Source organism: Siminovitchia fortis (assembly GCF_007681465.1).
Taxonomy (GTDB): Bacteria; Bacillota; Bacilli; order Bacillales; family Bacillaceae_C; genus Siminovitchia; species Siminovitchia fortis.
Map to the genome: position 1 here is coordinate 1 of NZ_VEKZ01000060.1, position 24,247 is coordinate 24,247.

Sequence of the window (24,247 nt, forward strand, 5' to 3'; positions counted from 1 at the left end):
GAAAATGGGTAAAATCAGCCTGCTTTTCAAGCTTTTAACAAACTACGTCACGGATTCAGGATATAGATTATATTGTAGTTAATGTAAACTAGTTCAGATTTTGTTCAGCCTTGTTTTTACTTTAGGTTTATAAGGGAAAATGTATTCAGCAAATTTACTTTCGTAATTTAGGTTGATATGACATTTTCCACGAATAACCCCTGTGCGGATATTTTATTATTAATAAAAGAGCCTTTTATTCCGAATGTCCCCCTTTTTATAAAATAATGATTTATGAACAATCTCGGCAAAAAATCAGGTATTGAGGTTGCTGAGAATTACGAAAACTCCTACACTTCACTTTACCGTCGTAGAAATAGGCATCAAACTTTTTAAAGTTAAAATAACCGCGGTCAAATACATGAAGGGCGTGTTTATCCACAATTAATGCGTCCAATTACGTTTCATCTACAGGCCTCGAGGATTTAAGGATCATTTTATTTGGTTGGGAAATGCCAGCGGAAAAGACAATGGAAAAGACAATGGAGGTATTCATCTTTATCCCCCGATTTTGTCTCTCGAAAATCTGCCCATTCATATTGGTTAAGATACATCGAAATGGTTGATGAATCTATTAGATTAAGCTTTCCGAGTAGCTTGGTCTGCTTTTTTGGGACCAAGTAATTGGTGCAGTTTCTGAATTAAATAATGCAAGATGATCTGGAAAATCTAGTGCGGTATATCCCCATTTTACGTGAAAGCTGTGATTTACTTATTCTCTCTATGCCAACCAGTCTTTGGACGGTTTTCTAACTTATTTCGTAAGTTAAAATCGCTTGACTTTTGAATAAAAACCTCCTGCAATGCTAGTGTCTCCCGGCAGGAATATACCTTTTGCATCCGGGCTTTTTTTGTTCCTCTTAATCTTTTATCATACTTTCCACCTGGGACCACTCTTTTCATTGCTTTCGTCCAAGCGTTGTGAGCGGCTCTTCCCTTGACAAATTGACTCCCTTTTCTTGCGTTATAAGCAGCTCTAGCAACCTTTACAGCTCTGAAAGTCCCGGCTCCAACCCCTCCAACGGAACCTATCGCTGCACCTGCAAGAGTTGCTCCGGCTAATTTCCAACCTCTAGCCCCTTTTTTCTTAGCCGCTTTATAGGAAGATACTCCCCCAATTAAAGCTCCTCCCGCCATCCAAAACCAATGTCCATCCGGATCCACCATCATTACCGGGTTATTATTGGCGAACGTATAGCCGTTTTATGTCAGGAAAACGTCATCGTCGCCGAGATCCGGGTCCATTGACAGGAAGTCACCATGGGTCGGATGGAAGTAGCGTGCCATCAAGTAGTATAGACCCGGTTCCTCATCATATTGATACCCTGCATAGCGGAAGGGGTTTCCAGTGCAATCCCGGTCCGCTTTGCCTCCAATGGATTGCCCCAACTGTCGTATGAGTAACTGGCGACTACGTTTCCTGACTGGTCCGTTAAGGCGATGACATCACCGCGCGGGTTGTAATGGTAGTAATAGGTGGCTGTGACTGTATTTCCGCTGTGTTTGTTCAACGCGAGCAATTGGTCGTCTGCACTATACACATAAGAACGCTGGAATTGGTCATTGGCATTCGTTTCACACAGGACATTCAGGCTGTCACCGCATAAATGTAATTGGTGATGGTGCCATTTACTATCTTTTGGATTCTCCGGCCGTCATCGTCATACTTGTATTCTCCAAAAGGAGTGCTTTCCCCTTTTTTCCTAACGGATACTAGTTGGTCGGACAAATTCCATCGGTACGTATTGTACCGTCTCCAAACAGTTCCCAGATTTGACCGTAATGGATGATGGTCAAAACGGGAACCGGTTGATATCACTCTGTTTGTGGACATGGAGATAATTTGGTCGGCTCGGTCATATACATAAGTGTTTCCGACAGCGTTGGGCACGAGAATACATTCTGACATTGTCCAATAAATATAAATAAACATATGTAAAATCCCCATCTAAAGACAGATGGGGATTATTTTACTCTTATCTTGCTAGGATGGACTCAGTAGTTTTCTAACTCTTCCTCAATATCCTCCATAATTTTATTTATTGGAAGAGTGATTGAATCTATATTGTTATAAAATATTGATATGCTCACTCCGTCATTCAGCATGCCAGGTAACCAATTACCAACAAAATCTTCTAAATCTATTGATTCCGGAGTAGAGTTCTCCCATTCCTTAATGGCACATAATTTTGCGTGCTCTTTTGTAGGCCAGAAATGCAACATTAAACTGCCATCGGACGCCTTTGAAGTAACCCAACCTTTTTCATTACTTAAAGACCAGACTTCTTCAAAGTCAACAATTTTTTTGATAAAATACTCGTACCTCTTACGCGGCTCCATTTGCATTGTTTTTTCGATTTCTATCTTATTCAATTAGTGACCTCCTCAACGTTTCACATATTTCCATCTAACGTTTTTATTTTTTCTACCCTTACCATATCCATCATAGAAGTGCTGTAATCGATGGTTCCTTATAACTTGTAGGCTTGAATGTTTGTAACTTGCCCCCTTTCTAGCTTCATAACTCCTTTTATGAGCTAACTCGTATCCTATTGGAACGCGAATATTTTTTCTTTTTCCGTTTTTTATGTGCCTTTTTTCATTCCGAATCCAACCTCTTACATGCTTCGGCTGTTTAGGGTCATTTATCAATGACCTCAACTTTGCTTGTTTTCCTTGCCTACCAGTGCCCTTTGCAAACCTATAGACTTTCTTCGCACCCTTAAACACTTTCCCTGGGCCAAAGTTGGAAGCGGCTGCCCCTGCAACACCTTTCCATCCTTTCCCAGCTCTATAAGCCTTATATCCATCATAAGCCGCAAAACCGGCATTCACCGCTAACCAGAACCATTTTCCATCAGGATCGACCATCATTATGGGGTTGTTATTGGCATACGTATAACCATTTTGCGTCAGGATATCGTCGTCATCACCGGGATCCGGGTCCATTGACAGGAAGACGCCATGTGTTGGATGGTAGTAACGAGCCATCAAGTAGTAAAGTCCGGTCTCCTCATCATATTGATAGCCTGCATAGCGGAATGGATTTTCCAGTGTAATCCCGGTCCTTTTTACCTCCAAAGGGTTGCCACAACTGTCATAAGAGTAGCTGGCGATAACGTTACCTGATTGGTCCGTTAAGGCGATGACATCGCCGCGCGGGTTGTAATGATAATAATAGGTCGCAGTGACTGTATTCCCACTGTGTTTGTTCATGGCCAGCAATTGGCCGTCGGCGCTGTAGACATAAGAACGCTGGACCTGGTCATTGGCATTCGTTTCATACAGGACGTTCAGGCTATCACCGTCATAGATGTAATTGGTGATGGTGCCATTTACCTTCTTTTGGATTCTTCGGCCGTCATCATCATATTTGTATTCTGCAAAAGGGGAGCTTTCTCCTTTTTTCGTGACGGATACGAGTTGGTCGGCCGCATTCCATTGATAGGTGAACTTCCCATCTTCCAACCGGTTCCCGTTTTGATCGTATTTGATGGTTTCGTTCCCGTAAGAAGTCAGCTGGTTGAGCATGTTGTAAGTCGACGTAACGGCTGCCTGGCTGCCGATCTTTTGATAAATCCGGTTGCCGAATCCGTCGTACTTGTATTCATTAACGGAACCGTCTTTCTTTGTCTCACGGACAAGCTGGTCCATATGGTCGTACGTGTATGTTTCTTTCTTCCCGTCATTATAAAGAATTTCCGTTCGGTTCCCGTTGGCATCATAGGTGTATTTTTATGACGGTCGTCATGGCTCCGGTTGACGTGTCCACTTTGTTTGTGGACATGGAGATGACCTGTCCGGCCGGGTCATAGACATAGGTGGTGCCGACTCCGTTGGCGGGGAGTAGGTTGTCACATTGCCCAACTCGTCATAGTCGAGCCGGAATGTTTGGCCGTTATTTTTTACGACCGTATTTTGTTCGAGTTTATTATACTCATAGCTCATCGTTTGAGCCGTTCCCTTGTGCGAGAAACTTGTGGACTCCAGCTTGTCGGAGTTGGCCGGATATTTCCAGGATACCGTCTCAAGGATGGCATCATTCTTTTTGATTGTCTGGTTCGTCATCCGGTTCTTCGTATCAAATGCCTGCTCTTTTTTCAGTTGATTAAGAGAGTCGGCAATCAATGTTTCGTTACCGTTTTTATCTTTGACAAATTCAAAGGCCAGGCTGTTGTTATAGTAGATTTTATCGATGCGATCCGCGTTGTCATACGTGTTTTTAATGATTTGCCCGTTTGGCAGAATCGTCTGTACCAAATTATCGTTATCGTCATATTGATAACTGGTCTTGTGATTCAATGGATCGGTGACCGATGTCACTTTATTGTCTTCGTCATATTGATAGGTGAAAGTTTGTCTTTTTTCGCCGGCACTGATGGTTTTCGCGGTATTGTTTCCGTTTTTGTCATAGTCGTAGGAAACGACCGACGCATTAGGGAGGCTGAGCGTCTTTAATCGATTATTGGCATCATACGCATAGGTTTTCTTATTGCCTTTTGGATCCGTTTCCTCCAGCAGATTTCCGACTTCATCATATTTCTTCTGTGTTTTGCGGTTGAGGACATCCGTCAATGCCTCGGCATAGTTTTTCTTTGCATCATACACAGCCGAAGAGAGGATGTTTCCTTCGATCAGCCGGATCGAATCAAACCATACGGTACCTGCATTATTCCCCTTAAAAGTCGGATAGATTTCAACTGATTGTACCGCCTTTGAGGGATTGATATAAATGGCCGAGCGGTTCCACTCCTGTGTGCCGATCGGGAACATGGCCTGTTTATCTTCTGACGTTCCATCCGCATACACAATCTTTGCCCATAATGAATAATCTTTGTTCGGCCCATTGTCCACCGTGTTCGTTACTTTGCTGCTTCTTGACATCCCTGTAACGGTAAACGGCTTGGGAGATTCAATGGCTTGATTGATGTTAAACACTTATTTGTATTAAATGCCGTCCTGGGCAGTTGTTCGGGTCATTTTAAGGGATGTCTTTCCATCGTAAGCATTTGCTTGATCCACTGTGGCTGTACCGCTTGTTTTCGTCCAACTCGTTAATCCATTCTCAAAGCTGCTGTTTCCGATCGGATTATAAGGGGATGAGACATCCGCTTTTTCCAATTGGATGCGGTCAAACCATGCTTCTCCTGAAGAAGTTGGACTGTTGTGGTCGATTTCCAAATATAGCCGCACGTTATTGACATTGGACGCCGTTTTGAAGGTCACTTGCAGCAAAATTATTTGATAATAAATGGTGCATTTTTCCTCGATAGTAAGGATACTTGGAGGAAACACTTTTTCCTTATTGTCCTGCCCTTCCCTTTCACCTATAATGAAGGAAAAGCTGTCCGGAGGTAGATTATGGCAAAGGAAAATTCATTTGACATCGTATCCAAGGTTGACCTTTCCGAGGTGACCAACGCGATTAATATTGCAATGAAAGAGATAAAGAACCGATTTGACTTTAAAGGGAGCAAAAGTGATATCACTTTGGAGAATGATGAGCTTGTACTCATTTCTGACGATGAATTTAAATTGTCGCAGGTGAAGGATGTTTTGCTTGGAAAATTGATCAAGCGTGATGTCCCTGTAAAGAATATTCAATACGGCAAAATCGAAAGCGCCCTGGGAGGCACCGTTCGCCAACGCGGCAAACTCGTTCAGGGCATTGATAAGGAAAATGCCAAAAAAATCAATACAATCATTAAAGAAAGCCGGCTAAAGGTAAAAAGCCAAATCCAGGATGACCAAATTCGGGTTACCGGAAAAAACAGGGATGATCTGCAGCAAATCATCAGTGCCATCCGGTCTGCAGACCTGCCGATCGATGTACAGTTCATCAACTACAGATAAATCAAATTGAATATTTCATATGCGAATGGGTAAATGATACATGTATCCATTCGCATTTTTTATGCAATAGATCAAGGAGGGGCTACGCATGAGCGAAAACAAAAAGCAAACGATGCCCGAGCAGGTCCAGAATCATCAGCCCGGCATAGAGTCGGAAATGGATCCTGTTCCCAAATCTGTTGATCCGGGATACCGGGGAAGCGGAAAGCTCGACGGAAAAACGGCGATTATCACCGGAGGAGACAGCGGGATAGGAAAAGCTGTTGCCATCTATTTTGCCAAAGAAGGGGCAGATGTTGCCATCAGCTATTTGGAAGAAGACCAAGATGCGCAAAACACGAAAAAACTCATTGAGGAAGAAGGAAGAAAATGCCTGCTTATACGCGGTGATGTCGGTGATGAAGCCCATTGCCGGCAGATCGTAAAACAGGTGATCGACGAATTTGGAAAAATAGATATACTTGTCAACAATGCGGGCGAACAGCATCCGAAAGAGAGCCTTCTTGAAATAACGGACGAGCAGCTGCAAAAAACCTTTAGAACAAATGTGTTCTCGATGTTCTACTTGACAAAGGCCGTCCTGCCTCATCTGAAACAGGGAAGCAGCATCATCAATACCGCATCCATTACAGCCTATAAGGGCAGCCCGGGTTTGATCGATTATTCGGCGACTAAAGGTGCCATCGTATCATTCACCCGCTCTCTTTCGGCATCCTTGGCAACGAAAGGAATCCGTGTTAACGGGGTAGCGCCGGGACCGATTTGGACACCCCTGATTCCATCGACTTTTTCAGCGGAGCATGTCGGGACGTTCGGTTCAACCCAGCCAATGAAAAGGCCTGGGCAGCCGCATGAGCTGGCACCGGCTTATGTTTATCTGGCCTCAAATGACGCAAGCTACGTGTCGGGGCAAATGATCCATGTAAATGGCGGAGAAGTGCTTAATGGTTGAGAACAAAATTATCCACATTAAAGCATTCCATAGTACGCTTAATAATCACAAAGAAGCTGCCGAAAACTCGGCAGCTCAGCTTTGCTCATATGGATTTCGCTTTTTCCCTCTTTTCCAGGCAAAATACATAAAGAGGCCAAAGACGATAAATACGGCAAAAATCGAAAAGATGAACGGCACATTGTAACCTGCCTTATCAGCAAGCTTGTACACTTCCATCATTTCCCTGTCTACAACGATTTTATATTTACCGTTCTCGCTTTTTACCAGATCAGAGGCAAACAATCCCCGCAGCTCTTTATCATTCTCAATTTTTTCTGACGGGATCACCACGGTCTGGTCCTTCGTTGTATTATTAATGGCGGCTACAACCGTTTCACCCTCATATTCCCTCTTAAAAACAAGCATCCCGTCTTTCTCATATAAAAGCTCCATATCCCCGCGGCTAAGCGCCTTCTGTTCCTGCCTGATCATCCCTATACGGCCGATAAATTCCATCAATTCCTCATCGGCCCGAAAATTCATCACCGGGACATTGTCAGGAGGCAAATCCCCGTTCACCGCAATTTCGGTACCGTAGAAAACGACCGGCACTTCCGGCTGTGTATACAGATAAAAAAGTGCAAGCTTCCACCGGGCTCCAGGGTATTGTTTTTTGTCCACCATATCTTTGGTGTACCTGGTTGAGTTTCGGTCGTCGAAAAGGGCTCCCAAAGATTGAGGGTCAGGATAGACTGCACTATTCTTTTCCCATACATCCATCAATGACTTGGAAGATACATCTATAATGGAATAGGAATCTCTTAAAGGCTTTGTCATGGCCGAATCAACGACGCCGGCAATTCCCGCTTCCTGGTACTTTTTCAAGTCTTCAGTGCCTCCGCTTGCTGTCCCGGTTAAGTAAAAGTGATCATTTTGCTCTTTTACGGCAGCAGAGAAGTCTGCCCAAAATTCAATTGGCGCTTGGTCAATTCCTGATAGGCTGAAGCCGTCAACTCCTGTTTCTCCGATCCACCATTTGGCTGCATCGATCAGATACCGTTGGACTTCCCTGTTATTCAGGTCAAGCTGCGGCAGCCCATTCAGCCATTTATTATCCGAATCCATGGCTTCTGTTTTGAACCAATCCTTCTTGGATGGGTCCTTTGTCCATGGATGGTTCTGCCCCACATGGGTTGTCACAAACTCAAACATGATCTTCATATCTTTGTTGTGCGCTTCATTCACAAGCTCCCTTAACTCGTCGATCGTACCGAAATGAGGGTCTGTCTCATAAAAATCATTGACCCATTCCCCGTGAAATCCATTTTCCTCATTTTTAAAAACAGGTGACAGCATGATTGTCGTAAATCCCATATCTTTCAAGTAGTCCAATTTCTGGATGATGCCCCTGAAATCTCCGCCCTGGAATTTATTGGCCGGGTCGGAAAGGTCGACTCCCTCATCATTGCTGTTATCCCCATTATTAAATCGGTCCACCATAAGTGAATACACGATTTCATCTTCCCACAATCGTTCTTCTTTTTTGTCGGCACTTGCTGAAAAGGCGGCGGAAAAAAGAAGAAACGGAATCAGCAGGAAAACCAGACTCTTTTTGCTCAAAACCGTAACCTCCCTATAACATCTACGCCTTTAAGATTAGCCTTTTCACCTGCCCCCGTCAATTTTATGCATCGAGACAATGCGTTTTTTTTACCGCTTTGCAGAACGCCTGGCTTCAAGCGGTTCTTCAATCAGTACCTCTGAAAGTAGAAAAAAGAGGGTGTCCGAAAAGTAAAAATGATTTCTGCGCACCCCCTTCCCTGTATTCTTTTTATTTTTGTGAATTCCGGATTTTATTCATCCGCTCGCTCCACTCATTCACCCGATGAATGACTGCTTGGCGGTCCGCCTCAAGCTCATCGTGCTTTTTTGTCTGCATGTCTTTAGATATTTCTAATGATAAATCTGCTTTCTTTTCAATTAGCTTCTTAATTTCTTCGTATATTTCAGGAGTGATCATTCCTTCTCCCCGGATACTATTCAGAGCAGAGTAATAGCGGTTTTTCTCAGCCACGCCGGCGTTATAAATATGGCTTTTCAGGCTGTTCACAGCCGTTAATGAATCATAGGATTGACCCCAATGCTTGATTAATTCATTCGATTTGCTCATTACCTCCAAAAAGGATGGAACCCATTTTTTCTCAATGGATCCGTTTAATTCTTCAATCGTTTTGGCAGAAATATATTCCCCGTTGCCGGCAGCAGCCACTTTTTTGAGGGAGCTTTCCCCGGAAGTATCCACATCAAAGCCGATTATATTGACAGCCCTTCTCTTGTCTTCATCAGCAAATGCTTTTGCTTCCGCCGACGGATCGCCATTGCATGTTTCCGCACCATCGCTGATAATATACAAAGTGACCGGTTGTTTTGAACCTGACATGTTCTCCCTTGCTTTTTTAATCGCATTCGCAATTGGTGTCCATCCCTTTGCTTCTACACCATCAACCGCTTCAGTGAATTTCTTTGGATCAAAAGGCTGTAGCGGATACACCTCATCAATGGTTGTACAGGACAATTCCTTATCCTCGTCATTTTGCGTTCCGGCATGCCCATAAACAATGAGAGAAACATCATGCGTCCCGCCGATTGTATTGGCAAACCGGGTGGCCGCTGACTTTGCCACGTCCATTTTCTGTTTTCCTTCAATATCAAGCAGCATGCTTGAGCTGGCATCGAGAAGAATTAATACTTTGCCGGGATCCCCCTGCCCCTTGTGGCTTTCCAGTTCCTCGGGCTCTGGCAAAAAAGGTTCATACCAATCCATTTTATAATCTTCCAGCTCTTTAATCGCACGCCCAAAAGCTGAACTTCCAATATAGTATTGCATGGCCTTAAAGATCGTTTCCGGATCCTGTACCGTTCCTGTAACTTCTCCCAGCTTATCCAAAAGCTCTTCCTTATAGTCACCAAGACCAATTTTCGGCCACATATTGGTTTCTTCTTCAAAAGGAATATCATTCGTCAAGATTCCTCCAGGCTGGGCGGCTAATTCTTCCTTTGTTTCAGGAATCTTTATTCTTTCAAGTTCGGAAAGGTCCATTTCCGATGCTTTCCTATTTTCTCCTTCACCCGGCTTTTCCTCTTCAGCAAGAGAGCTTTCAGAAGAATCCGGACGCGCCGCCGGTTTTGTTTCATCCTCAACTTTTTTGCCGGAGCATCCCCCAACCAGGATAATCATAGTATAAAGCAGAAGCTATTTCCGTAACATGGATTTCCCCTTCCTGTCCCTTCATCTTATTTCATCCATATTAGCAAGTCTGCATATGCTTTTCTAGGACCTTTTGTCGTAATTTACGTAAGAAAAGCGCAAGCGCCTTGCCCATCGACGTACAGACTGGAGTGCCTTCGACGAGATAAAGGAAACACGGCGAGGAACGAGCCGATGTTGACTTATCGTAGGAGGAGGTGCGAAGTCTGCTAGTCGATAGGCGCTGGAGCTAGACAATAAAAGGCTTTGTTCAAAATTTTAAAGCTAAAATTTCTTATACTTTCCTACTCTGAGAAAAGGGCTTTCCAATCACAAAAAACCGCTGAAAATCAACGGTTTTTTCCAATTCCTATGAAAGCATATTCCATCCGAGCGGCAATTTCAGCCCCAGGAAAAAAGTGATGGCCAGGGCGATGACAAATACGGCCCAAAGAATGCCGGTATTCTTTCCCTTCCCCGTTCTGACAAGAAGCATTTCCATCATGACAATGACAATAACGCCGCCCAAGAACTTTACTCCGTAGAGTGCAGGATTATAGCTTTGGTGTTTTGAGAAAAGAAGCACTCCGGTTGCGATAATCAGCAAATAAAAGACCCGCAATATCATTTGCGTGATTTTGGCACCTTTATGATTGCCGCCTTTTTGCAGCACCAAAACGACGACAAATAAAATGAGAGCAATTGCCCATGTTGTGATGTGGGCATGAGTCGAATCAAACATATTAACTTCCTCCCGAAAAACGTGTTTGCTGTTTCCATAGATTCCCTTCCAATCTTATCATACTAGCATTGGCGGACAAATGGAAACATGCTATTTCACAGAATTGTGCAATTTGCCGATGCCTTCTATCGTAATCTCGATCTGATCCCCGCTTTTTAACATACGCGGAGGGTTGAAGCCTTTCCCTACTCCTGCCGGAGTGCCGGTGGCAATGATGTCTCCTGGTTCAAGCGTCATTCCACGTGACAATGTAGCAATAATTTCTTCTGTCGGAAAGATGAAATGCTTCGTATTGGAATCCTGCCTGACTTCACCGTTAACTTTCGTCTGGATGGCAAGTTCATTCGGATTATCGATTTCTGAATGGTGCACAATCCATGGTCCCATCGGACAGGTAGTGTCAAGACTTTTTCCGATGAAAAATTGCTTATGTCTTTTTTGAAGATCACGCGCTGTTACATCGTTAAGGATTGTATAGCCGAAAATATAATCGAGCGCTTCGGTTTCAGGAATATTTTTCCCTCTCTTTCCGATGATCAAAGCCAGCTCACCCTCATAATCAAGCTCATTGGTCACTTCCGTGTGGGCATCGACAGGCGCTTCATGCCCGATAACAGTTGTAGGGGCTTTGGTGAAAACCATGATATGCTCCGGTATATCCGCTTCGCTCCCCATTTCTATCGCATGGTCGCGGTAATTTTTTCCGACGCACATAATATTTTTCCTTGGCCTCGGAATAGGCGCCATCCATGTGATATTTTCCAACGAATGCAAACACTCATCTTTTCCATTTTGCACACCCCACTCAACAAGCTCTTTTACATTTTCGTAAAATTGCCCGCCACCTTCAATTCCTGCAAGAATGGTAGGAGGAGCCAATTTGCCTGCTGCCTCCGCCAATGCAGGCACATCCCAAACCTTTTGGCCGCTGTCGTCAACAACTCCATATTTTTCTGTACCTTCAAATTTAAAGCTCATTAACTTCATTGACTGCACCTCTTTTTTTATTTTTTCCATATGTTAAAAACCGCCAAAACTTCTCAATGGGTCCCTGTTTAAACTTGGCCAGCCAAATTTCGGCGAATATTACCTGAATAATATAAATGGCAAAAGCAAGCCAAGTCCCCGTCGCCAACGAAACTTTTCCGTAAAGCCCCAATCCGTAATGATAAAATATCAATGTCCCGATCACGGACTGCATGATATAGATCGTAATCGACATCCGTCCCGCTGAACTGAGCGGATGCAGCCATTTTGCAGCTTTGGCGCTCCTCATGATTAAAACAATGGCGGCTATATAGGCCATGCCGAGAATCGGCCCGCCAATTGCATCTTGTATGTATTGAAAACTGATGGAAAGACCTGCGAAAAAAGGCAGCATTTTTACGGCAATACCGACAGGAAGGGCAATAAGTAAAATGACAAGCCACTTCTTCCACTGGCTGCCTGCTTTTTCCAGCCATTGCATTTTCCCGGCCCCTGCCCCGATCATCATCATCGGCAATATTAAAAACAGATATATGATAAGGCCGCCCGATAAATTGCTCGCCTTCCAGTCTGCAATCCTCTGGATTGTGATATCCATGAAGCTCCCGCTTGAATATGTGATCTCAGCCTGTTGGAGGCCCGCAATATCAATATAATCCGCGAGGGATGCAGTATCAAACAGTGACGCTAAGACAAGCATGCCCGAAAAGAATAACTGCGGCAGCAAATAAAGCGCCCAGCCCAATACCATCAGCCATGGACCGGACAGCCTCAAAAACAAGAGCAGGACCATTCCCATCAACGCATATGTAATCAAAATATCTCCATACCAAATAAAAAAAGCATGTATGATTCCAAAAATGAGCAGAACGGAAAGTCTTCTTAAACTGATTTTCCAAAAAGAAGTTCCCCTGATTGCGGAACGCCTCTGCATGATCACCAATCCATAGCCAAACATCATCGCAAAGATCGGATAAAAACTTCCCTGTACCAGAACATCCAGCCACGCATACACTGTCAGGTCCCCATACTTCCACCATTCATATGGATTATAGTAACCGTATGGCGAATGGAAGCCGATCATATTCACCAGCAGAATCCCCAGCAGGGAAAGACCCCTGAGAACATCGAGAGCCTGGATTCTCTCCATTGCATTTACCGGTTCCAAATGTTTATTCATCGCAGCTCCTTTCAGGCCATTCCAAGCCCCCTTATGAGAATAGTTTTATAACCCTTCCGTATTTCTTTATACCACCATCGTATAAGTTTGTCTAAAAAACTACAATCAATAATACTTGCTGCGATGAATTTTTTGGATGGAGGCTATCATGCATAAAATAGAAGCAATATCACCAATTCGATTTTTTTTCATAAAATACATTGCATGGATCAATACGGAGATATGGAAGGATGTGAACGGTATTGCCCGGATTCGTTGGTGCCGTTCAAATTATCAATGTAAATACAGGAGCGACATTCAATATTGGGGATGTTTTTCAAATCCATCCGATTTCCTATGCCAAAACGTTTGCGGGTGCAGGATCATTTAATACAGGTGAAGGAATCAGGATTCGGAACCAAAACTCTGCCACTAACAGTTATGATGCCGACGGGCTGGATCAGGGCATCTTATTGAACCTATAAATAATGGCACAGGAGGAAGCCATGATTGTAAATGTTCAGCAGACCATTCATATACAAATGATCAAAATCGGCGGTATTACCAACTCTTCGGTGCTGCAAATCGGTACTGCGGGAGTCATAACCCCTTCTTCCCATTTATATAATACGGGCGGTTATACTACTCCTGCTCCTGCTGCAACAGGCGAAACCGAACTGGCGCAGCAGGAAATCAGCTTAATTCCATTATAAGAACAAAGGCTCAAGCGCCTGTTTAGCGACGTACAAACTGGAGCACTCCGCAATGAGATAAAGGAAACACGGCGACGAAGGCAGGCTCAAGCAGCGACGTCCTGTCGCTTCGCCTGCACTAGCACATCCTGTGCGTCGGAGCCGATGTTGACTTATCGTAGTGCTCTGAGCAACTTCCTCGAATAAACATCCACGCAGAAAAAGCAAAGCTTTTTCGAGGAAAGGAGGGCGAAGTTTGCTAGTCGCTAGGCGCTGGCCGCCTTAAAGCGCCACGTCCTGTGGCGCCGGCGACACTAGGACCTCCTGTCCGTCGGAGCCGGACGCAGCATTAAGTGACAAATAAGTTACTCACAACCTGAGCATTTTATAATTTTAAAAAAAGGGTGGTGGATGTACAAAATGCAGGCAAATTACACGATGCAGCAATTATATTTCTTCATAGAAAGGCAGCAGAAGGAGATTACCCAACTGAGAAAGTCAATCCAATTCCTGACAAATGAACTGAAACAAATGAAAGAAAAGCCCGCTGTGACTGTGGAAAGGCTGGAATATAAGTTTGACCAGTTAAAAGTGGAAACATTGGAGGGAACTTTAAATATCGGTATCAACCCAGCTGACCTGGATTCTGTGGAAGATTTTTCAGTACCGCCAGGGTCGCAGCAAACCCAGGCTTTTGTACGCCATCCCGACCTTTATGATGAGACACTGGAAAAACTGAATCATTATATCGATAATGAATTGGACACCCTGATAAAAGATACAGAAAAACAGATCGGCAGGAATCTTGAAGAGCCCTATATCGGCATAATCAAGGAAGATATCCGCAAACAGATTCCCGCAAGAGCCGATCATTATCTGGGCTTCTTCAGCGCGCAGCCGGGCGCAGATCTGAAAGAAGAAGAATTGTACGAAAAAGTATACAAGACATTACTGGCGGATATTAACAAAGCCGTACATGGCTTCATTTCTCAAATTCCAAATCAACAGGGAGGGGCGAACCCCCATGGAACTTAATGTGGTGAACCGTGAATTATGTGTCGGGCAGATCCGGGTGATCGGGGTGAGTGCTTCATCCGTTCTGCTGGTAGGAGATGCGAATACAATCCAGTTGGCGTCCGTTTTTGACACACCGCCGGAATCTTTGATCATCGGGCCTTTTGTTCCTCTTTCCCGTTAAATAAGGAGATGCCATTATGCCGCTAAGAGGTTCTGTCGTAAAAACAATGGATATTAAAAGTATGATCTTCGGCTCCGTCGTTGAAATCGGCGACACTGTACATTTGAAAGCATTCACAGATGCTTTGGCTGTTCAGAGAAATAAAGAATTGTTTTTTGTCAACGAAGGCAACTTCAGAAATTACAATGCGTTCAACAAGCCTATCCCAATCCCTTCTCTTCCCGTTCCGCCGCCGTCTATTACAAAGTATAACGAGTGTCCGGATATCAAAGTCGGCAATGTCCATATTATTACGATTTCTTCATCTGCCATCGTGCAAATAGGCACTACAAATCATATCAATACTGAAGCAAGGGTTCTTCATATTCGGCAGATTTCCCCTGGGATCCAAAAGGATAGCATTAAAAAAAGATAGGGAGATGACAAATGCCTGCAATCGTTGGACCAATCCAAATTTTTAATGTCGGGGGAGGCGTTGTTCATTTTGGAGACACAGCTGTCATTTCTCCAAAAAGCGCCTCAAAAACGTTTGAAGGTTCCGGTTCTTCCAGCACCGGCGGTTTTATCGTCACGAATAATGGAATCAGTGGAACTAATACACTTGATACAAACCTGGTTGACCAGCCGACTGTCGGCAATAACTAAGCCAGGGGCCAGGCCCCCGCTGCATTAACGCACTAAAGCGGACAAAAAAGAGTACCAAGGAGGGGCTGATTCGCCCCCAACTTGGCACTCTTTTATTATATTTTTAAAATGTGGCCGCCATCAAAGAAATATAGATACTTCTCCTTCACTTTCTTCTTCCAGATTTGTTCGATAGCCTGTCCATATAAATGAATTTGCATCTGATACCTTTTTTCAAGCACCCTCTTAGCCTGATCGAAGCCTCCCGGAAAACGGCCGCTGATAGCATCCGTTTTGTAATCGAGCAATACGGCTCCATCCTCTTCCAGCACTATGCAGTCAATCATTCCCTGGACAATGACAGATTCGTCTTCACCATCCCAATCGGAGTAGACTTCTTTTGCCTGGATACCCATGGTGAAAGGCACTTCCCGTTTAGTTTCGGGCGCTTGCAGAAGCCGCCTGCCCAGATCACTTTGAAAAAACTGTACAATTTGCTCCCCTGAAACGGAATCCGCCTGTTCAAGCGTAAGAATTTCCTTTTGAATCAAGTCGTCCAGCAGATGTTCAACAGACATCAGTGTCGGAACTTCATTAAGTGGGATATGCTGCATGACCGCATGCATGACTGTTCCGCGTTCAGCCGACGATATGGATTGCTTTTCAAGAAACTTCGGCTTATTAAAAATCGGGGCACTCGTCCGAGGGCTTCCACCCATCAACGTTGCAGCGCTGGCCTCATCTTTTATTTCCGCCATTCTCTTCAGCTCCGAAACCGTTTGTTTGGACATCCTCTTCGAAGCAATCAAATGAGGATAACTCCAACTGAGCCTTGAAAACACCTTATCCTTCAAAGATGATTGGATGCTGCTGGGCAGCCCTTCCTTCACTGTCTCAAGCCAGACGTCAGGCTCTTTTGCCTCTTCTGTCGGCTGCAGGATGGAAGCAGGCAATATATCCACTTTCCACCTTGAAGGATGACCGCTGACATCCCCATTAACAGCCGGGGAGCGGGCAATGTTGCAGTCTTTGTGCCTGATGATCGCAGGTCCGATCCAATCCATGAATGCCGTGGCGGATGCCCGGTCAAAATCCTTCAGGAGCCATTCTCCCCCAAGACTTCCTTTGGACCACTTTTTAATCTCTTTTTCCAGGTTTTTAACGATTCCAACGAGATACAGCTTTTCCTTTGCACGCGTGAGGGCTACATATAAAACTCGCATTTCCTCTGCAGCAAGTTCCATCCTCTTTTTTCTTTTCAATGCCAGTTGGGGCAGGGATGGATAAGAGATCCGCTTGTCCGAATCAATATACTTGCTGGCAAAGCCGAAGTCCTTATCGAACAAAAATGGGCTGTTGATGTCCTTCATATTGAATTGGCGGCCTAAACCGGCAGCAAATACAATCGGAAATTCCAATCCTTTGCTGGAATGGATCGTCATCAGCCGAACAACATCCTCCTGCTCTCCCAGTGCACGGGCTGCCCCTAAATCCTTACCGCGGTCCTGCATCCTTTCAACGAAGCGCAGGAAGCGGAACAAACCTCTGTAGGACGTTTCCTCATATTGGGAAGCCCGGTCATAAAGTGCCCTCAGATTGGCTTGTCTTTGCTTTCCGCCGGGAAGCCCGCCCGCAAATTCATAAAAGTTCGTATCCCGATACAACTGCCAAATCAAGCTGGAAAGCGCCCCGCTTCTCGCCATACTCCTCCAGCCGTGAAGGTTTTCAATGAATGAAATAAGCTTTGTTCTTATCCTCTCGTCGGCTGCGTCACCCGGATTTTTAATGAATTTTTTTACAGCTTCATAAAAGCTGCCCTTCCTGAAGTTCACCCTGATTCGGGCCAAGCTTTCTTCGTCAAGGCCGACAATAGGAGAACGCAGGACCGCCGCCAACGGTATATCCTGATCCGGGTTGTCGACGACTTTCAGAAGCGATAACATCACCGTTACCTCTGTCGCTTCAAAATAACCGGACGAAAGATTCGCATATACAGAAATTCCTTCGTGTTTGAATTCATCCATGATATCCTGAGCCCAGGTGAGGGATCTCATCAGTATGACGATATCTTTATACTGTGCCGGACGATGCAGCCCGGTTTTCGGATCATATACGGGCCTTTCTTCATCGATGATCTCCCTGATTTTCTTGGCCAAAAATCTGGCTTCCAAGCGGGACTGCTCGATTTCCTCTTCATCGAATCCTCCCTCTTGGAGACTATTTTCTGAATCGGGCTCTTCCGATTGATCGATAATTGCCACCTCTATCGGGTAAACGTCATCTGAAGGATAACGTGCACCGGGAACAAGCTCGGCATCTTTGTTGTAATCAATTTCCCCGACATTTATTCCCATGATCTGCCTGAATAAAAAGTTCGTGCCGTCCAATATTTCTGCCCGGCTCCGGAAGTTTCTGGACAGGTCAATCCGAAGGCCGTTATTTTCTCCATCAGGGGTAAACCTGGTGTATTTCTCTAAAAACAGATTCGGCTCGGCCAACCGGAATCGGTAAATCGACTGCTTCACATCCCCGACCATAAATAAATTCCCGTCGGATTCACCGTCGGCCGAAATAAGCTGAAGAATCGTTTCCTGAACCATGTTTACATCCTGATATTCGTCTACAAGCACTTCTTTGAACTGATTCCGGTATCCAAGGGCAATTTCTGAAGGTCGGACTTCATTATCCGAAAGATCGCCGTCCACTAAAATATGCAGGGCAAAATGCTCAAGGTCAGCAAAATCAACAATGCCTCTCTCTTTCTTTTCAAGAGCGAAGCGGTCGGCAAATGACTTTACCAAATGGACCAGGGCCTGGTATATCGGATGCATTCGGCGCATGTCACGCAAAAAGCTTTCCGCTTCTCTTGAAAAAATATCCTTGGCCGTCTTTTCCAAAATACCCTTTGCTTTTTTGCGAAGCGCATCGGCATCTTTCAGAAGTTCTTGGTCATATTCGTCTCCGCGGCAGCTTTTCGCTCTGGTAAACTTCCAGTTGTTCATCTCGCTGTGGAGACTTGCCCAGCTTTCTTTTGCTGCTTTTTGCATACGGCTTACTACTTCCAAATCCTCCAGATAGTTGGCAGCTCTTGGAGCCGGGCCTCCCGGCATTTGGGTCATTTCATAAGCCTCTTCAAGCAATTGTCTTGCGCCTGTAAGCTGCAGCTCGATATCAGACAACAATATCTGCGTAAATGGAAGCTCCTGGATGCCGGTACCTTCCGGAATATCATACATGTCAACAAGAGCGTCCAACCAATGGTCCGGATACGGGTGAGACCTGGAGAAATCGTATAATTTAAGTACGAGTTCCTGAAGCTCTTCATCACTCCGGTCCCCTGTAAAAGTGTCGACCAGCCTGAAAAACTGATCATTCTTCTCTTTTCCGTATTCTTCTTCAAACAGATCATCCAGGACTTCATCCCGAAGGAGGCCGATTTCATTATCGTCAGCCACCCGGAAGCGAGGATCGATATCAATCATGTAATAATGCTTTCTTACTGCATCGAGGCAAAAGGAATGGAGCGTTGAAATGGATGCTCTGTTCAGGAGGCCGAGCTGCTTCCTTAAATGGCCGGATTCCGGCCGCTCATTGATTGCCTGGGTCAGCGCGTCCCCTATTCTTGCTCTCATCTCTGCTGCTGCGGCATTCGTAAAAGTAACCACGAGCAGCTGATCGACATCAAGCGGATCGGTCTCTGCAATTATTTTTTGGATGATCCGCTCGACAAGCACTGCGGTTTTTCCGGAACCGGCTGCCGCTGCCACCAATACATCCTGGTCTTTTGCAAAAATGGCTTTCCACTGCTCGTCCGTCCATGTCTTATTTTCAGGCTTAATTGGTATATCAGTTTTCAAGTTCTTCACCTTCTTCCCGGATACGTGTGATGACAGTTTCCCGCTTCTCCGGCTGGATCAGCCGGAATTCATTTTCCGGCAGAGCCGGGTCAAACTGGCACACCGGTTTGTACAGACAAAATTTACACGGCGTTTTATCCTTCATCCGATATGGGTCTATGTCCACTTTCCCCGATATGATTCCATTCCCCGACTGCTGATAAAGGGAGCGCACATGGCGCCTCAACAATCCAAGCTCTTCCTTCGTTGCGGATTTCGATCTCGCACTGAGCGTACCGTCTTTTTTTATCCCCGCCGAAATGATATTGGATTCGCCTGTCTCCAAGGAAAAATCCATCAGGCGGACGAGCTCCGGATCTTCGAGAACAAGTCCTTTCATCCTGAACTTCTTGAATATTTCTTCCTCTATTTCAGATAATGTCATGATTTTATCAGTCTGGATCATCGGGTTATGCAGATGGAAATAAAATACGCCCGCTGGAAATGCTTCTTTTCCGATCAATTGCTTTGAATAAGTGATGATAATGTCCAAATACGTCAGCATCTGCAATGAAAGCCCGTAATAGATTTCACTTAGATCCACTTCTCTTGCACTGGATTTATAGTCAATGACCCGCAAATAAATCCCATTGTCATTCTCCGCTTTATCCACCCGGTCAATCCGGCCCTGCAGTTCCATCTTCATTCCATTTTTCAATGTGAAGGCCAGAGGCGGTAGCTGCTGTTTCGGACCAAAGGCCAGCTCTAATCCGACAGGTGAAAAGCCGCTTTCCTTCGCATGCCCGCTCATTGCATAAGATGCCCTTCCAATCACCTGTTCAAGCTTTCTTTTAATATAGTTATATCGGTTGGAGCTTAACAGAATGTGATTTTGAAGTTTGGGCGCCAAAAACGCAACGGCTTCCATGGCCAGTTGTTCACATTGCTTTTTCGTCAGGTCTGCCCACTTCAAGTTGTTTTTGTTCACCTGGTCTGAAATCCACTTCAAGGCGGCATGGAATAAGTCACCGATATGCGGCGCTTCAAGCCTGAAAACTTCACGGTCGCGGAGCTTTAAGCCGTGCAATGCAAAGTGGGAGAAAGGGCAGCTGTTAAAAAGCTCCATTCTCGATACACTTGCGGTAATGCTTTCCCCATACAGGTCTTTGCTTGTATCTTCGGAGAGCTTTTTCGTCCCATTCTTAAAGAACAGGCTCGACAGGATCCTGTCAGCCTTTCTTTTCCAAAGCGGGTCGGACATGTAAAAGTTGTAGACATCCCACCAAAACGGCTCAACGGGATAATTTCTTTTCTTCAGGTTCAATTGACCCGTCAAATAGGCCGCTGCCGAATCAGGGTGGGAGATATATTCAAATTGATCATCGCCGCTTAACTCTGCCGGATCATTCACGGCAGTTGTTTCAACTATCTCAGGAAACATTCCTTTTATTCTATCAATATACGGTGATGGCTGGAGGGCTTTTCCTTCATCATCCGCCAGAGACCAGGAAAGCAGCAATTGCTCCTCCGCCGAAGTAAATGCCCTGTAGGCGACGAACTCCTCATTGAGAAGTCTTCTTCTGCTGTCAGGGGCGATATTCATGCCGGCATCCATCAGGGATGCCCGGTCTTCATCCGAAAATACCCCTCCTTCGCTGAACTTGGCGGGAAGGACGCCATCATTCAGTCCGGCGACGAATGAAACCTTGACATGTGAAAGGCGGGACTGCTCAAGGTTTGCCACAAAAACTTGATCAATGGCCGGCGGAATGAGGGAGAACTTCATCTCTTCCAGGCCGGCATTGATTACAGGGATGAATTCTTCCAGCTTCATTTTTGTATCCCCGAGTATTTCCACAAACTGGTCGAGCAGCTCCATTACCCCATTCCAAGCCTGGTCATGTTCTCTTGATGCAACAAGCTGTCCTTTTTCTTCTGCATCTTCACTGAGCAGTTCCAGTTTCCGGGGAATTTCAAGCTCCTCCAAAAAGAAATAGACGGCTTCGCACAGTTCCCGTCCCGTTTCAGCTTTTTTCAGGCGCCTTGCAAGCCTGAGGATGGGCAGGGCGACAATATCCCTTGAGACGGCAAGCTCCTTTTCGATTTCCTTTTCTTCATCCGTCTGCACCATGCTGTCCAATTCCAACCCGCGGAAGCGGCGGTATGTCCATCTGTCTTTTTTCGTCCAGCCATTTCCTTTGATCCCATAAGCCAGGACATAGTTTTCAAGCCTGTCCATCTGCTCCCGAAGACTGTTCAAATCACCTTCCGGCGGAAAAAGCAGGTCGGTTTTTATGGCGCGGAACACGTGCTCATATCTCCAATTGCTGCTGATCACTTCCAGTACAGATCGAATAAGTTCAACAAGCGGATGGTTAAGCATGGAGCGCTTTTGGTCGATGAAGTAAGGAATATCATAATCGTAAAAAATCGTTTCCATTTCACCCTGGTATTGGTTCCCGTTTCGCATCAACACCGCGATATCCTTGTACCGGTAGCCTTCCTCCATGACGAGGCGCCGTATTTCCCTTGCAATCCCTTCGATTTCCGCACGCCTGTTGACGGACTGCATCAGCCTGACGGCAGGCCTGCCGGAATACCGGCCCGCCGGCCTGCCGGCATGCCGCGATTCCAGGAATTTCAGGCTGTCATCTTTAAATTTAAAAGTTTCCCTGAGGATCACATCATCTTCGACTGCTATCCCCCCCTGGGATGCCAGTTCATATAAATTTTCATATGTTTCTCCCGTCATCCTGAATAAATATAGTTCATCAGGCGTTTCACTTTTGAATGGACGGTCGAGCATAAGGGACACAGATACACGGCTGCAAACAGTCAAAAGGCGTTCGATAACCAAATATTCCTGGGGTGTGAAACTATGAAATCCGTCTATATACACTTCGGCATTTTTCAGAAAACGGGATTTATCAATCGACTCAGCCAGCAGGCGCAGGTAATCGTTTGAATCCAGATATTTTCCCGATAGGGCATCTTCATAATGCCTGTAGATCAATTCAAGGTCATGCATCTTGTCGGCAAGCGCTTTTTGGGATTGGAAAAAGCCCACTTCTTCCCTCTTTTGGGCGAGATCTTCCGGCTTGACGCAGTAATGTTTGAACTCCGTAAATATCTGTTCAACTTCCTGAATGAATCCTGTTTTATCGGACGCCTGCTTGAACAGCTTCAACTCATTTTTATGTTCTTCGATTATTTTTTTTATGAGCATATTCAGCCCGGTGCTGGTCACATGGTTTCGGCTTGCTCCGCCGGTTTCCTGAAAAATGCGCCATGCAAGCCGGGTAAAGCTGTATACCTGTGCACGGATCATTCCCGCAAGGCCTTTTGATTGGACCAATTCATATTCAGATAAAAAAGTCATTTGCTCCGGGACGATATACAGGATCGGAGGGCCATCAGGCTGCTCTTCCAGCTTTTTTCTGATTTCATCCTGGATTAGAGTTGTTTTTCCCGTTCCTGTACGGCCAATGACAAAGCGTAGTGACATGCTTTCAACCCCTCTTTTATTGAAAAAACATCGTTTTAATTTTTCTTATATGGATTATACCATATACGGAATGCAAAAAACGAACATATATTCCCTGTCGGCAAGACGAAAAAAAGCCGCTATATCCTGCAGCAGCTTCCATTTATGCGTTTTTGGCATATATGTATGTATAACTATCCCCGTTCATATTTCTTTTGTTTCAGCTTTACTTCAATCCGCTTCCCGATATACCACAAAATCGCGATGACCCCGAGAGCAATCCCCGTCCTAATCGGCTGCCTGATCAATGAGATGACATCGTAGCCGATGAAACTCATGATGAAGATCATCACTGCTTTTCCTGTCAATACGGCCAGCATGTATTGATAAATTCCGATCCCTGAAAGCCCCGCCACAATATTGACGACCGCCGATGGAGTAAACGGGAAGCAAAGCAAAAGAAACAGCGGGCCGAATCCGCGTCTTTCCACCCATGCCGTCAGGCTCTGCACCTTGGTGTTTCGGCGGAGAGGCCCAAAAATTCTTGCTTCGCCAAACCTTCTAATAAGGAGGAATACAACGTAGGCTCCTCCCGAAGCCCCGATCCAGGAAAAAAGAAAGCCCCATCCCAGTCCAAAGGCATTGGCATTTGCCATAACAAATAGGAAAAGCGGCAGAAAAGGGAGAAAAGCCTCCAAAAAAGGAAGCAAAACTCCTGGAAGCGGGCCGAATGAGCGGTATTTTTCAATCAGTTCAATTATATTTTCTATCGTGATCCAGTCTTCGAATGAGAACAAATCCATGAACATTCCTCTATTCCAAGCAGGTAAATGGGCCAGCAGCTTAATTTCTTATAAATTATATCATAGCTGAGCCTGCTTGTTCTATCCGACATCTTGTAGCAGGAAAAATTTTCAGCTTGCTATTTTTTTCATCCCTTAGTAAAATAAATTAAGAACACATGTTCGTAAAAGGAGACTGCTCAATGACAAGAATTCCGGAGAATGAACGGGATATCATTGAACAAGCGATCTATTTGCCCATGCTGCTGACAGTTTTACAGCGTGATTTGTCCGTTGTTGAAAAAAGCCCGTTCAAACTGCCAAAGCCCTATCAGCATTTGATTGAAAGCACCATACGGGAAGTGCAGAAAGAGCTGGCGGAAGTAAAACGGTATTTGCACAAAAATAACATTCGGGTGGAACGGTTGAAATCGGACGAAATTTTTACGATGTACTTGTTCCTGTATAAGGGATACGAAGAACACCATAATTACTTCAATCCCCGGCTGCGAAACAGGGTCGAAGAATTAATGTCCCTTTATTTAAGCCCCGGCTCCTTTCATAAGAAAAGCGCAAGCGCCTTGCCCATCGACGTACAGACTGGAGCGCCTCCGACGAGATAAAGGAAACACGGCGAGGAACGAGCCGATGTTGACTTATCGTAGGAAAG

Annotated in this window: 23 protein-coding genes and 1 pseudogene; 9 read left to right on the forward strand and 15 right to left on the reverse strand. The window is 45.1% G+C overall.

The genetic code is table 11. From position 1 onward, the window contains the following. Window positions 1-747: 747 nt before the first annotated feature. From FS666_RS15855 to FS666_RS15880, 7 genes and pseudogenes are all read right to left on the reverse strand, one after another. The gene (locus tag FS666_RS15855) at window positions 748-1,209 is read right to left on the reverse strand and encodes a hypothetical protein (protein WP_144461352.1); all 462 of its coding nucleotides are present in this window, start codon (window positions 1,207-1,209) and stop codon (window positions 748-750) included. 33 nt (window positions 1,210-1,242) lie between these two features. Continuing rightward, the gene (locus tag FS666_RS20565) at window positions 1,243-1,428 is read right to left on the reverse strand and encodes an RHS repeat-associated core domain-containing protein (protein WP_306463610.1); all 186 of its coding nucleotides are present in this window, start codon (window positions 1,426-1,428) and stop codon (window positions 1,243-1,245) included. A gap of 199 nt (window positions 1,429-1,627) precedes the next feature. After that, the gene (locus FS666_RS20575) at window positions 1,628-1,972 is read right to left on the reverse strand and encodes a hypothetical protein (RefSeq protein WP_306463611.1); all 345 of its coding nucleotides are present in this window, start codon (window positions 1,970-1,972) and stop codon (window positions 1,628-1,630) included. A 62-nt stretch (window positions 1,973-2,034) separates the two neighbouring features. Further along, the gene (locus FS666_RS15865) at window positions 2,035-2,412 is read right to left on the reverse strand and encodes a DUF2750 domain-containing protein (protein WP_120069093.1); all 378 of its coding nucleotides are present in this window, start codon (window positions 2,410-2,412) and stop codon (window positions 2,035-2,037) included. A gap of 12 nt (window positions 2,413-2,424) precedes the next feature. Further along, window positions 2,425-3,771: pseudogene (locus tag FS666_RS15870) on the reverse strand (polymorphic toxin type 8 domain-containing protein); the annotation flags it as partial. 15 nt (window positions 3,772-3,786) lie between these two features. Continuing rightward, window positions 3,787-4,977 carry an RHS repeat domain-containing protein gene (locus FS666_RS15875; protein ID WP_120069098.1) on the reverse strand — a complete coding sequence of 397 codons (1,191 nt, stop codon included), beginning with the start codon at window positions 4,975-4,977 and terminating at the stop codon, window positions 3,787-3,789. A 9-nt stretch (window positions 4,978-4,986) separates the two neighbouring features. Continuing rightward, a complete protein-coding gene (locus tag FS666_RS15880) occupies window positions 4,987-5,334 on the reverse strand; it encodes a hypothetical protein (RefSeq protein WP_144461353.1) in 348 nt (115 codons plus the stop codon). Window positions 5,335-5,400: 66 nt separating this feature from the next. On the opposite strand from FS666_RS15880, the gene FS666_RS15885 reads away from it, so the two are divergent. Beyond that, window positions 5,401-5,892 (forward strand): YajQ family cyclic di-GMP-binding protein, encoded by a 492-nt coding sequence (locus FS666_RS15885; RefSeq protein WP_120069104.1) that lies wholly within the window; start codon window positions 5,401-5,403, stop codon window positions 5,890-5,892. An 88-nt stretch (window positions 5,893-5,980) separates the two neighbouring features. Further along, window positions 5,981-6,844 (forward strand): SDR family oxidoreductase, encoded by an 864-nt coding sequence (locus FS666_RS15890; RefSeq protein ID WP_144461354.1) that lies wholly within the window; start codon window positions 5,981-5,983, stop codon window positions 6,842-6,844. Window positions 6,845-6,919: 75 nt separating this feature from the next. On the opposite strand, the gene FS666_RS15895 is transcribed toward FS666_RS15890, so the two are convergent. The 5 genes from FS666_RS15895 to FS666_RS15915 all read right to left on the reverse strand — a co-directional run bounded on the left by FS666_RS15895 (window position 6,920) and on the right by FS666_RS15915 (window position 12,982). Beyond that, a complete protein-coding gene (locus tag FS666_RS15895; protein ID WP_144461355.1) occupies window positions 6,920-8,446 on the reverse strand; it encodes an alpha-amylase family glycosyl hydrolase in 1,527 nt (508 codons plus the stop codon). Between the two features lie 211 nt (window positions 8,447-8,657). Continuing rightward, complete coding sequence (locus tag FS666_RS15900) at window positions 8,658-10,064, reverse strand: vWA domain-containing protein (RefSeq protein ID WP_144461356.1); 1,407 nt, start codon at window positions 10,062-10,064, stop codon at window positions 8,658-8,660. A 379-nt stretch (window positions 10,065-10,443) separates the two neighbouring features. Beyond that, window positions 10,444-10,815, reverse strand: coding sequence for a YisL family protein (locus FS666_RS15905; RefSeq protein ID WP_120069115.1), 372 nt, complete (start codon window positions 10,813-10,815; stop codon window positions 10,444-10,446). Between the two features lie 90 nt (window positions 10,816-10,905). Further along, complete coding sequence (locus FS666_RS15910) at window positions 10,906-11,802, reverse strand: fumarylacetoacetate hydrolase family protein (RefSeq protein WP_144461357.1); 897 nt, start codon at window positions 11,800-11,802, stop codon at window positions 10,906-10,908. Further along, the gene (locus tag FS666_RS15915; RefSeq protein ID WP_144461358.1) at window positions 11,783-12,982 is read right to left on the reverse strand and encodes a DUF418 domain-containing protein; all 1,200 of its coding nucleotides are present in this window, start codon (window positions 12,980-12,982) and stop codon (window positions 11,783-11,785) included. The genes FS666_RS15910 and FS666_RS15915 overlap by 20 nt, the downstream gene beginning before the upstream one ends. Before the next feature lie 242 nt (window positions 12,983-13,224). Here FS666_RS15915 and FS666_RS15920 point away from each other — a divergent pair, with 242 nt between their 5' ends. The 6 genes from FS666_RS15920 (at window position 13,225) to FS666_RS15950 (ending at window position 15,496) form a co-directional block, all read left to right on the forward strand. Continuing rightward, window positions 13,225-13,446, forward strand: coding sequence for a spore germination protein (locus FS666_RS15920; RefSeq protein ID WP_120069123.1), 222 nt, complete (start codon window positions 13,225-13,227; stop codon window positions 13,444-13,446). A gap of 21 nt (window positions 13,447-13,467) precedes the next feature. Further along, window positions 13,468-13,674 carry a spore germination protein GerPB gene (locus FS666_RS15925; RefSeq protein ID WP_120069126.1) on the forward strand — a complete coding sequence of 69 codons (207 nt, stop codon included), beginning with the start codon at window positions 13,468-13,470 and terminating at the stop codon, window positions 13,672-13,674. Window positions 13,675-14,073: 399 nt separating this feature from the next. Further along, complete coding sequence (gene gerPC, locus FS666_RS15935) at window positions 14,074-14,688, forward strand: spore germination protein GerPC (protein ID WP_186306614.1); 615 nt, start codon at window positions 14,074-14,076, stop codon at window positions 14,686-14,688. Next, window positions 14,678-14,851 (forward strand): spore germination protein GerPD, encoded by a 174-nt coding sequence (locus FS666_RS15940; protein ID WP_120069133.1) that lies wholly within the window; start codon window positions 14,678-14,680, stop codon window positions 14,849-14,851. The genes gerPC and FS666_RS15940 overlap by 11 nt, the downstream gene beginning before the upstream one ends. A 16-nt stretch (window positions 14,852-14,867) precedes the next feature. Continuing rightward, window positions 14,868-15,266 (forward strand): spore germination protein GerPE, encoded by a 399-nt coding sequence (locus FS666_RS15945; protein ID WP_120069135.1) that lies wholly within the window; start codon window positions 14,868-14,870, stop codon window positions 15,264-15,266. Between the two features lie 11 nt (window positions 15,267-15,277). Beyond that, window positions 15,278-15,496, forward strand: coding sequence for a spore germination protein (locus FS666_RS15950; RefSeq protein ID WP_120069137.1), 219 nt, complete (start codon window positions 15,278-15,280; stop codon window positions 15,494-15,496). A gap of 95 nt (window positions 15,497-15,591) precedes the next feature. Here the strand turns inward: FS666_RS15950 and addA are convergent, their stop codons facing one another. From addA to FS666_RS15965, 3 genes are all read right to left on the reverse strand, one after another. After that, entirely contained in the window at window positions 15,592-19,332 is a 3,741-nt protein-coding gene (addA, locus tag FS666_RS15955; protein WP_144463645.1) for a helicase-exonuclease AddAB subunit AddA, read from the reverse strand. Further along, window positions 19,322-22,816, reverse strand: a complete 3,495-nt coding sequence (gene addB, locus FS666_RS15960) for a helicase-exonuclease AddAB subunit AddB (protein WP_144463644.1) — start codon at window positions 22,814-22,816, stop codon at window positions 19,322-19,324. The genes addA and addB overlap by 11 nt, the downstream gene beginning before the upstream one ends. 173 nt (window positions 22,817-22,989) lie before the next feature. Continuing rightward, entirely contained in the window at window positions 22,990-23,598 is a 609-nt protein-coding gene (locus tag FS666_RS15965) for a TVP38/TMEM64 family protein (protein WP_120069143.1), read from the reverse strand. Window positions 23,599-23,780: 182 nt separating this feature from the next. Between FS666_RS15965 and FS666_RS15970 the strand changes: the two genes are divergently transcribed. After that, the gene (locus FS666_RS15970; protein ID WP_244943935.1) at window positions 23,781-24,200 is read left to right on the forward strand and encodes a YhjD family protein; all 420 of its coding nucleotides are present in this window, start codon (window positions 23,781-23,783) and stop codon (window positions 24,198-24,200) included. Window positions 24,201-24,247 lie beyond the last annotated feature (47 nt).

Excerpts from the sequence above, each read along its gene's own strand:
- addB (WP_144463644.1), bottom strand. The coding sequence starts at position 22,816 with ATGTCACTACGCTTTGTCATTGGCCGTACAGGAACGGGAAAAACAACT.
- FS666_RS15945 (WP_120069135.1), top strand. The coding sequence starts at position 14,868 with ATGCCGCTAAGAGGTTCTGTCGTAAAAACAATGGATATTAAAAGTATG.
- FS666_RS15855 (WP_144461352.1), bottom strand. The coding sequence starts at position 1,209 with ATGATGGTGGATCCGGATGGACATTGGTTTTGGATGGCGGGAGGAGCT.
- FS666_RS15950 (WP_120069137.1), top strand. The coding sequence starts at position 15,278 with ATGCCTGCAATCGTTGGACCAATCCAAATTTTTAATGTCGGGGGAGGC.
- FS666_RS15965 (WP_120069143.1), bottom strand. The coding sequence starts at position 23,598 with ATGGATTTGTTCTCATTCGAAGACTGGATCACGATAGAAAATATAATT.
- FS666_RS15905 (WP_120069115.1), bottom strand. The coding sequence starts at position 10,815 with ATGTTTGATTCGACTCATGCCCACATCACAACATGGGCAATTGCTCTC.
- FS666_RS20575 (WP_306463611.1), bottom strand. The coding sequence starts at position 1,972 with ATGTTTATTTATATTTATTGGACAATGTCAGAATGTATTCTCGTGCCC.
- FS666_RS15940 (WP_120069133.1), top strand. The coding sequence starts at position 14,678 with ATGGAACTTAATGTGGTGAACCGTGAATTATGTGTCGGGCAGATCCGG.
- FS666_RS15915 (WP_144461358.1), bottom strand. The coding sequence starts at position 12,982 with ATGAATAAACATTTGGAACCGGTAAATGCAATGGAGAGAATCCAGGCT.
- FS666_RS15900 (WP_144461356.1), bottom strand. The coding sequence starts at position 10,064 with ATGATTATCCTGGTTGGGGGATGCTCCGGCAAAAAAGTTGAGGATGAA.
- FS666_RS15970 (WP_244943935.1), top strand. The coding sequence starts at position 23,781 with ATGACAAGAATTCCGGAGAATGAACGGGATATCATTGAACAAGCGATC.
- FS666_RS15890 (WP_144461354.1), top strand. The coding sequence starts at position 5,981 with ATGAGCGAAAACAAAAAGCAAACGATGCCCGAGCAGGTCCAGAATCAT.
- FS666_RS15925 (WP_120069126.1), top strand. The coding sequence starts at position 13,468 with ATGATTGTAAATGTTCAGCAGACCATTCATATACAAATGATCAAAATC.
- FS666_RS15885 (WP_120069104.1), top strand. The coding sequence starts at position 5,401 with ATGGCAAAGGAAAATTCATTTGACATCGTATCCAAGGTTGACCTTTCC.
- gerPC (WP_186306614.1), top strand. The coding sequence starts at position 14,074 with ATGCAGGCAAATTACACGATGCAGCAATTATATTTCTTCATAGAAAGG.
- FS666_RS15910 (WP_144461357.1), bottom strand. The coding sequence starts at position 11,802 with ATGAAGTTAATGAGCTTTAAATTTGAAGGTACAGAAAAATATGGAGTT.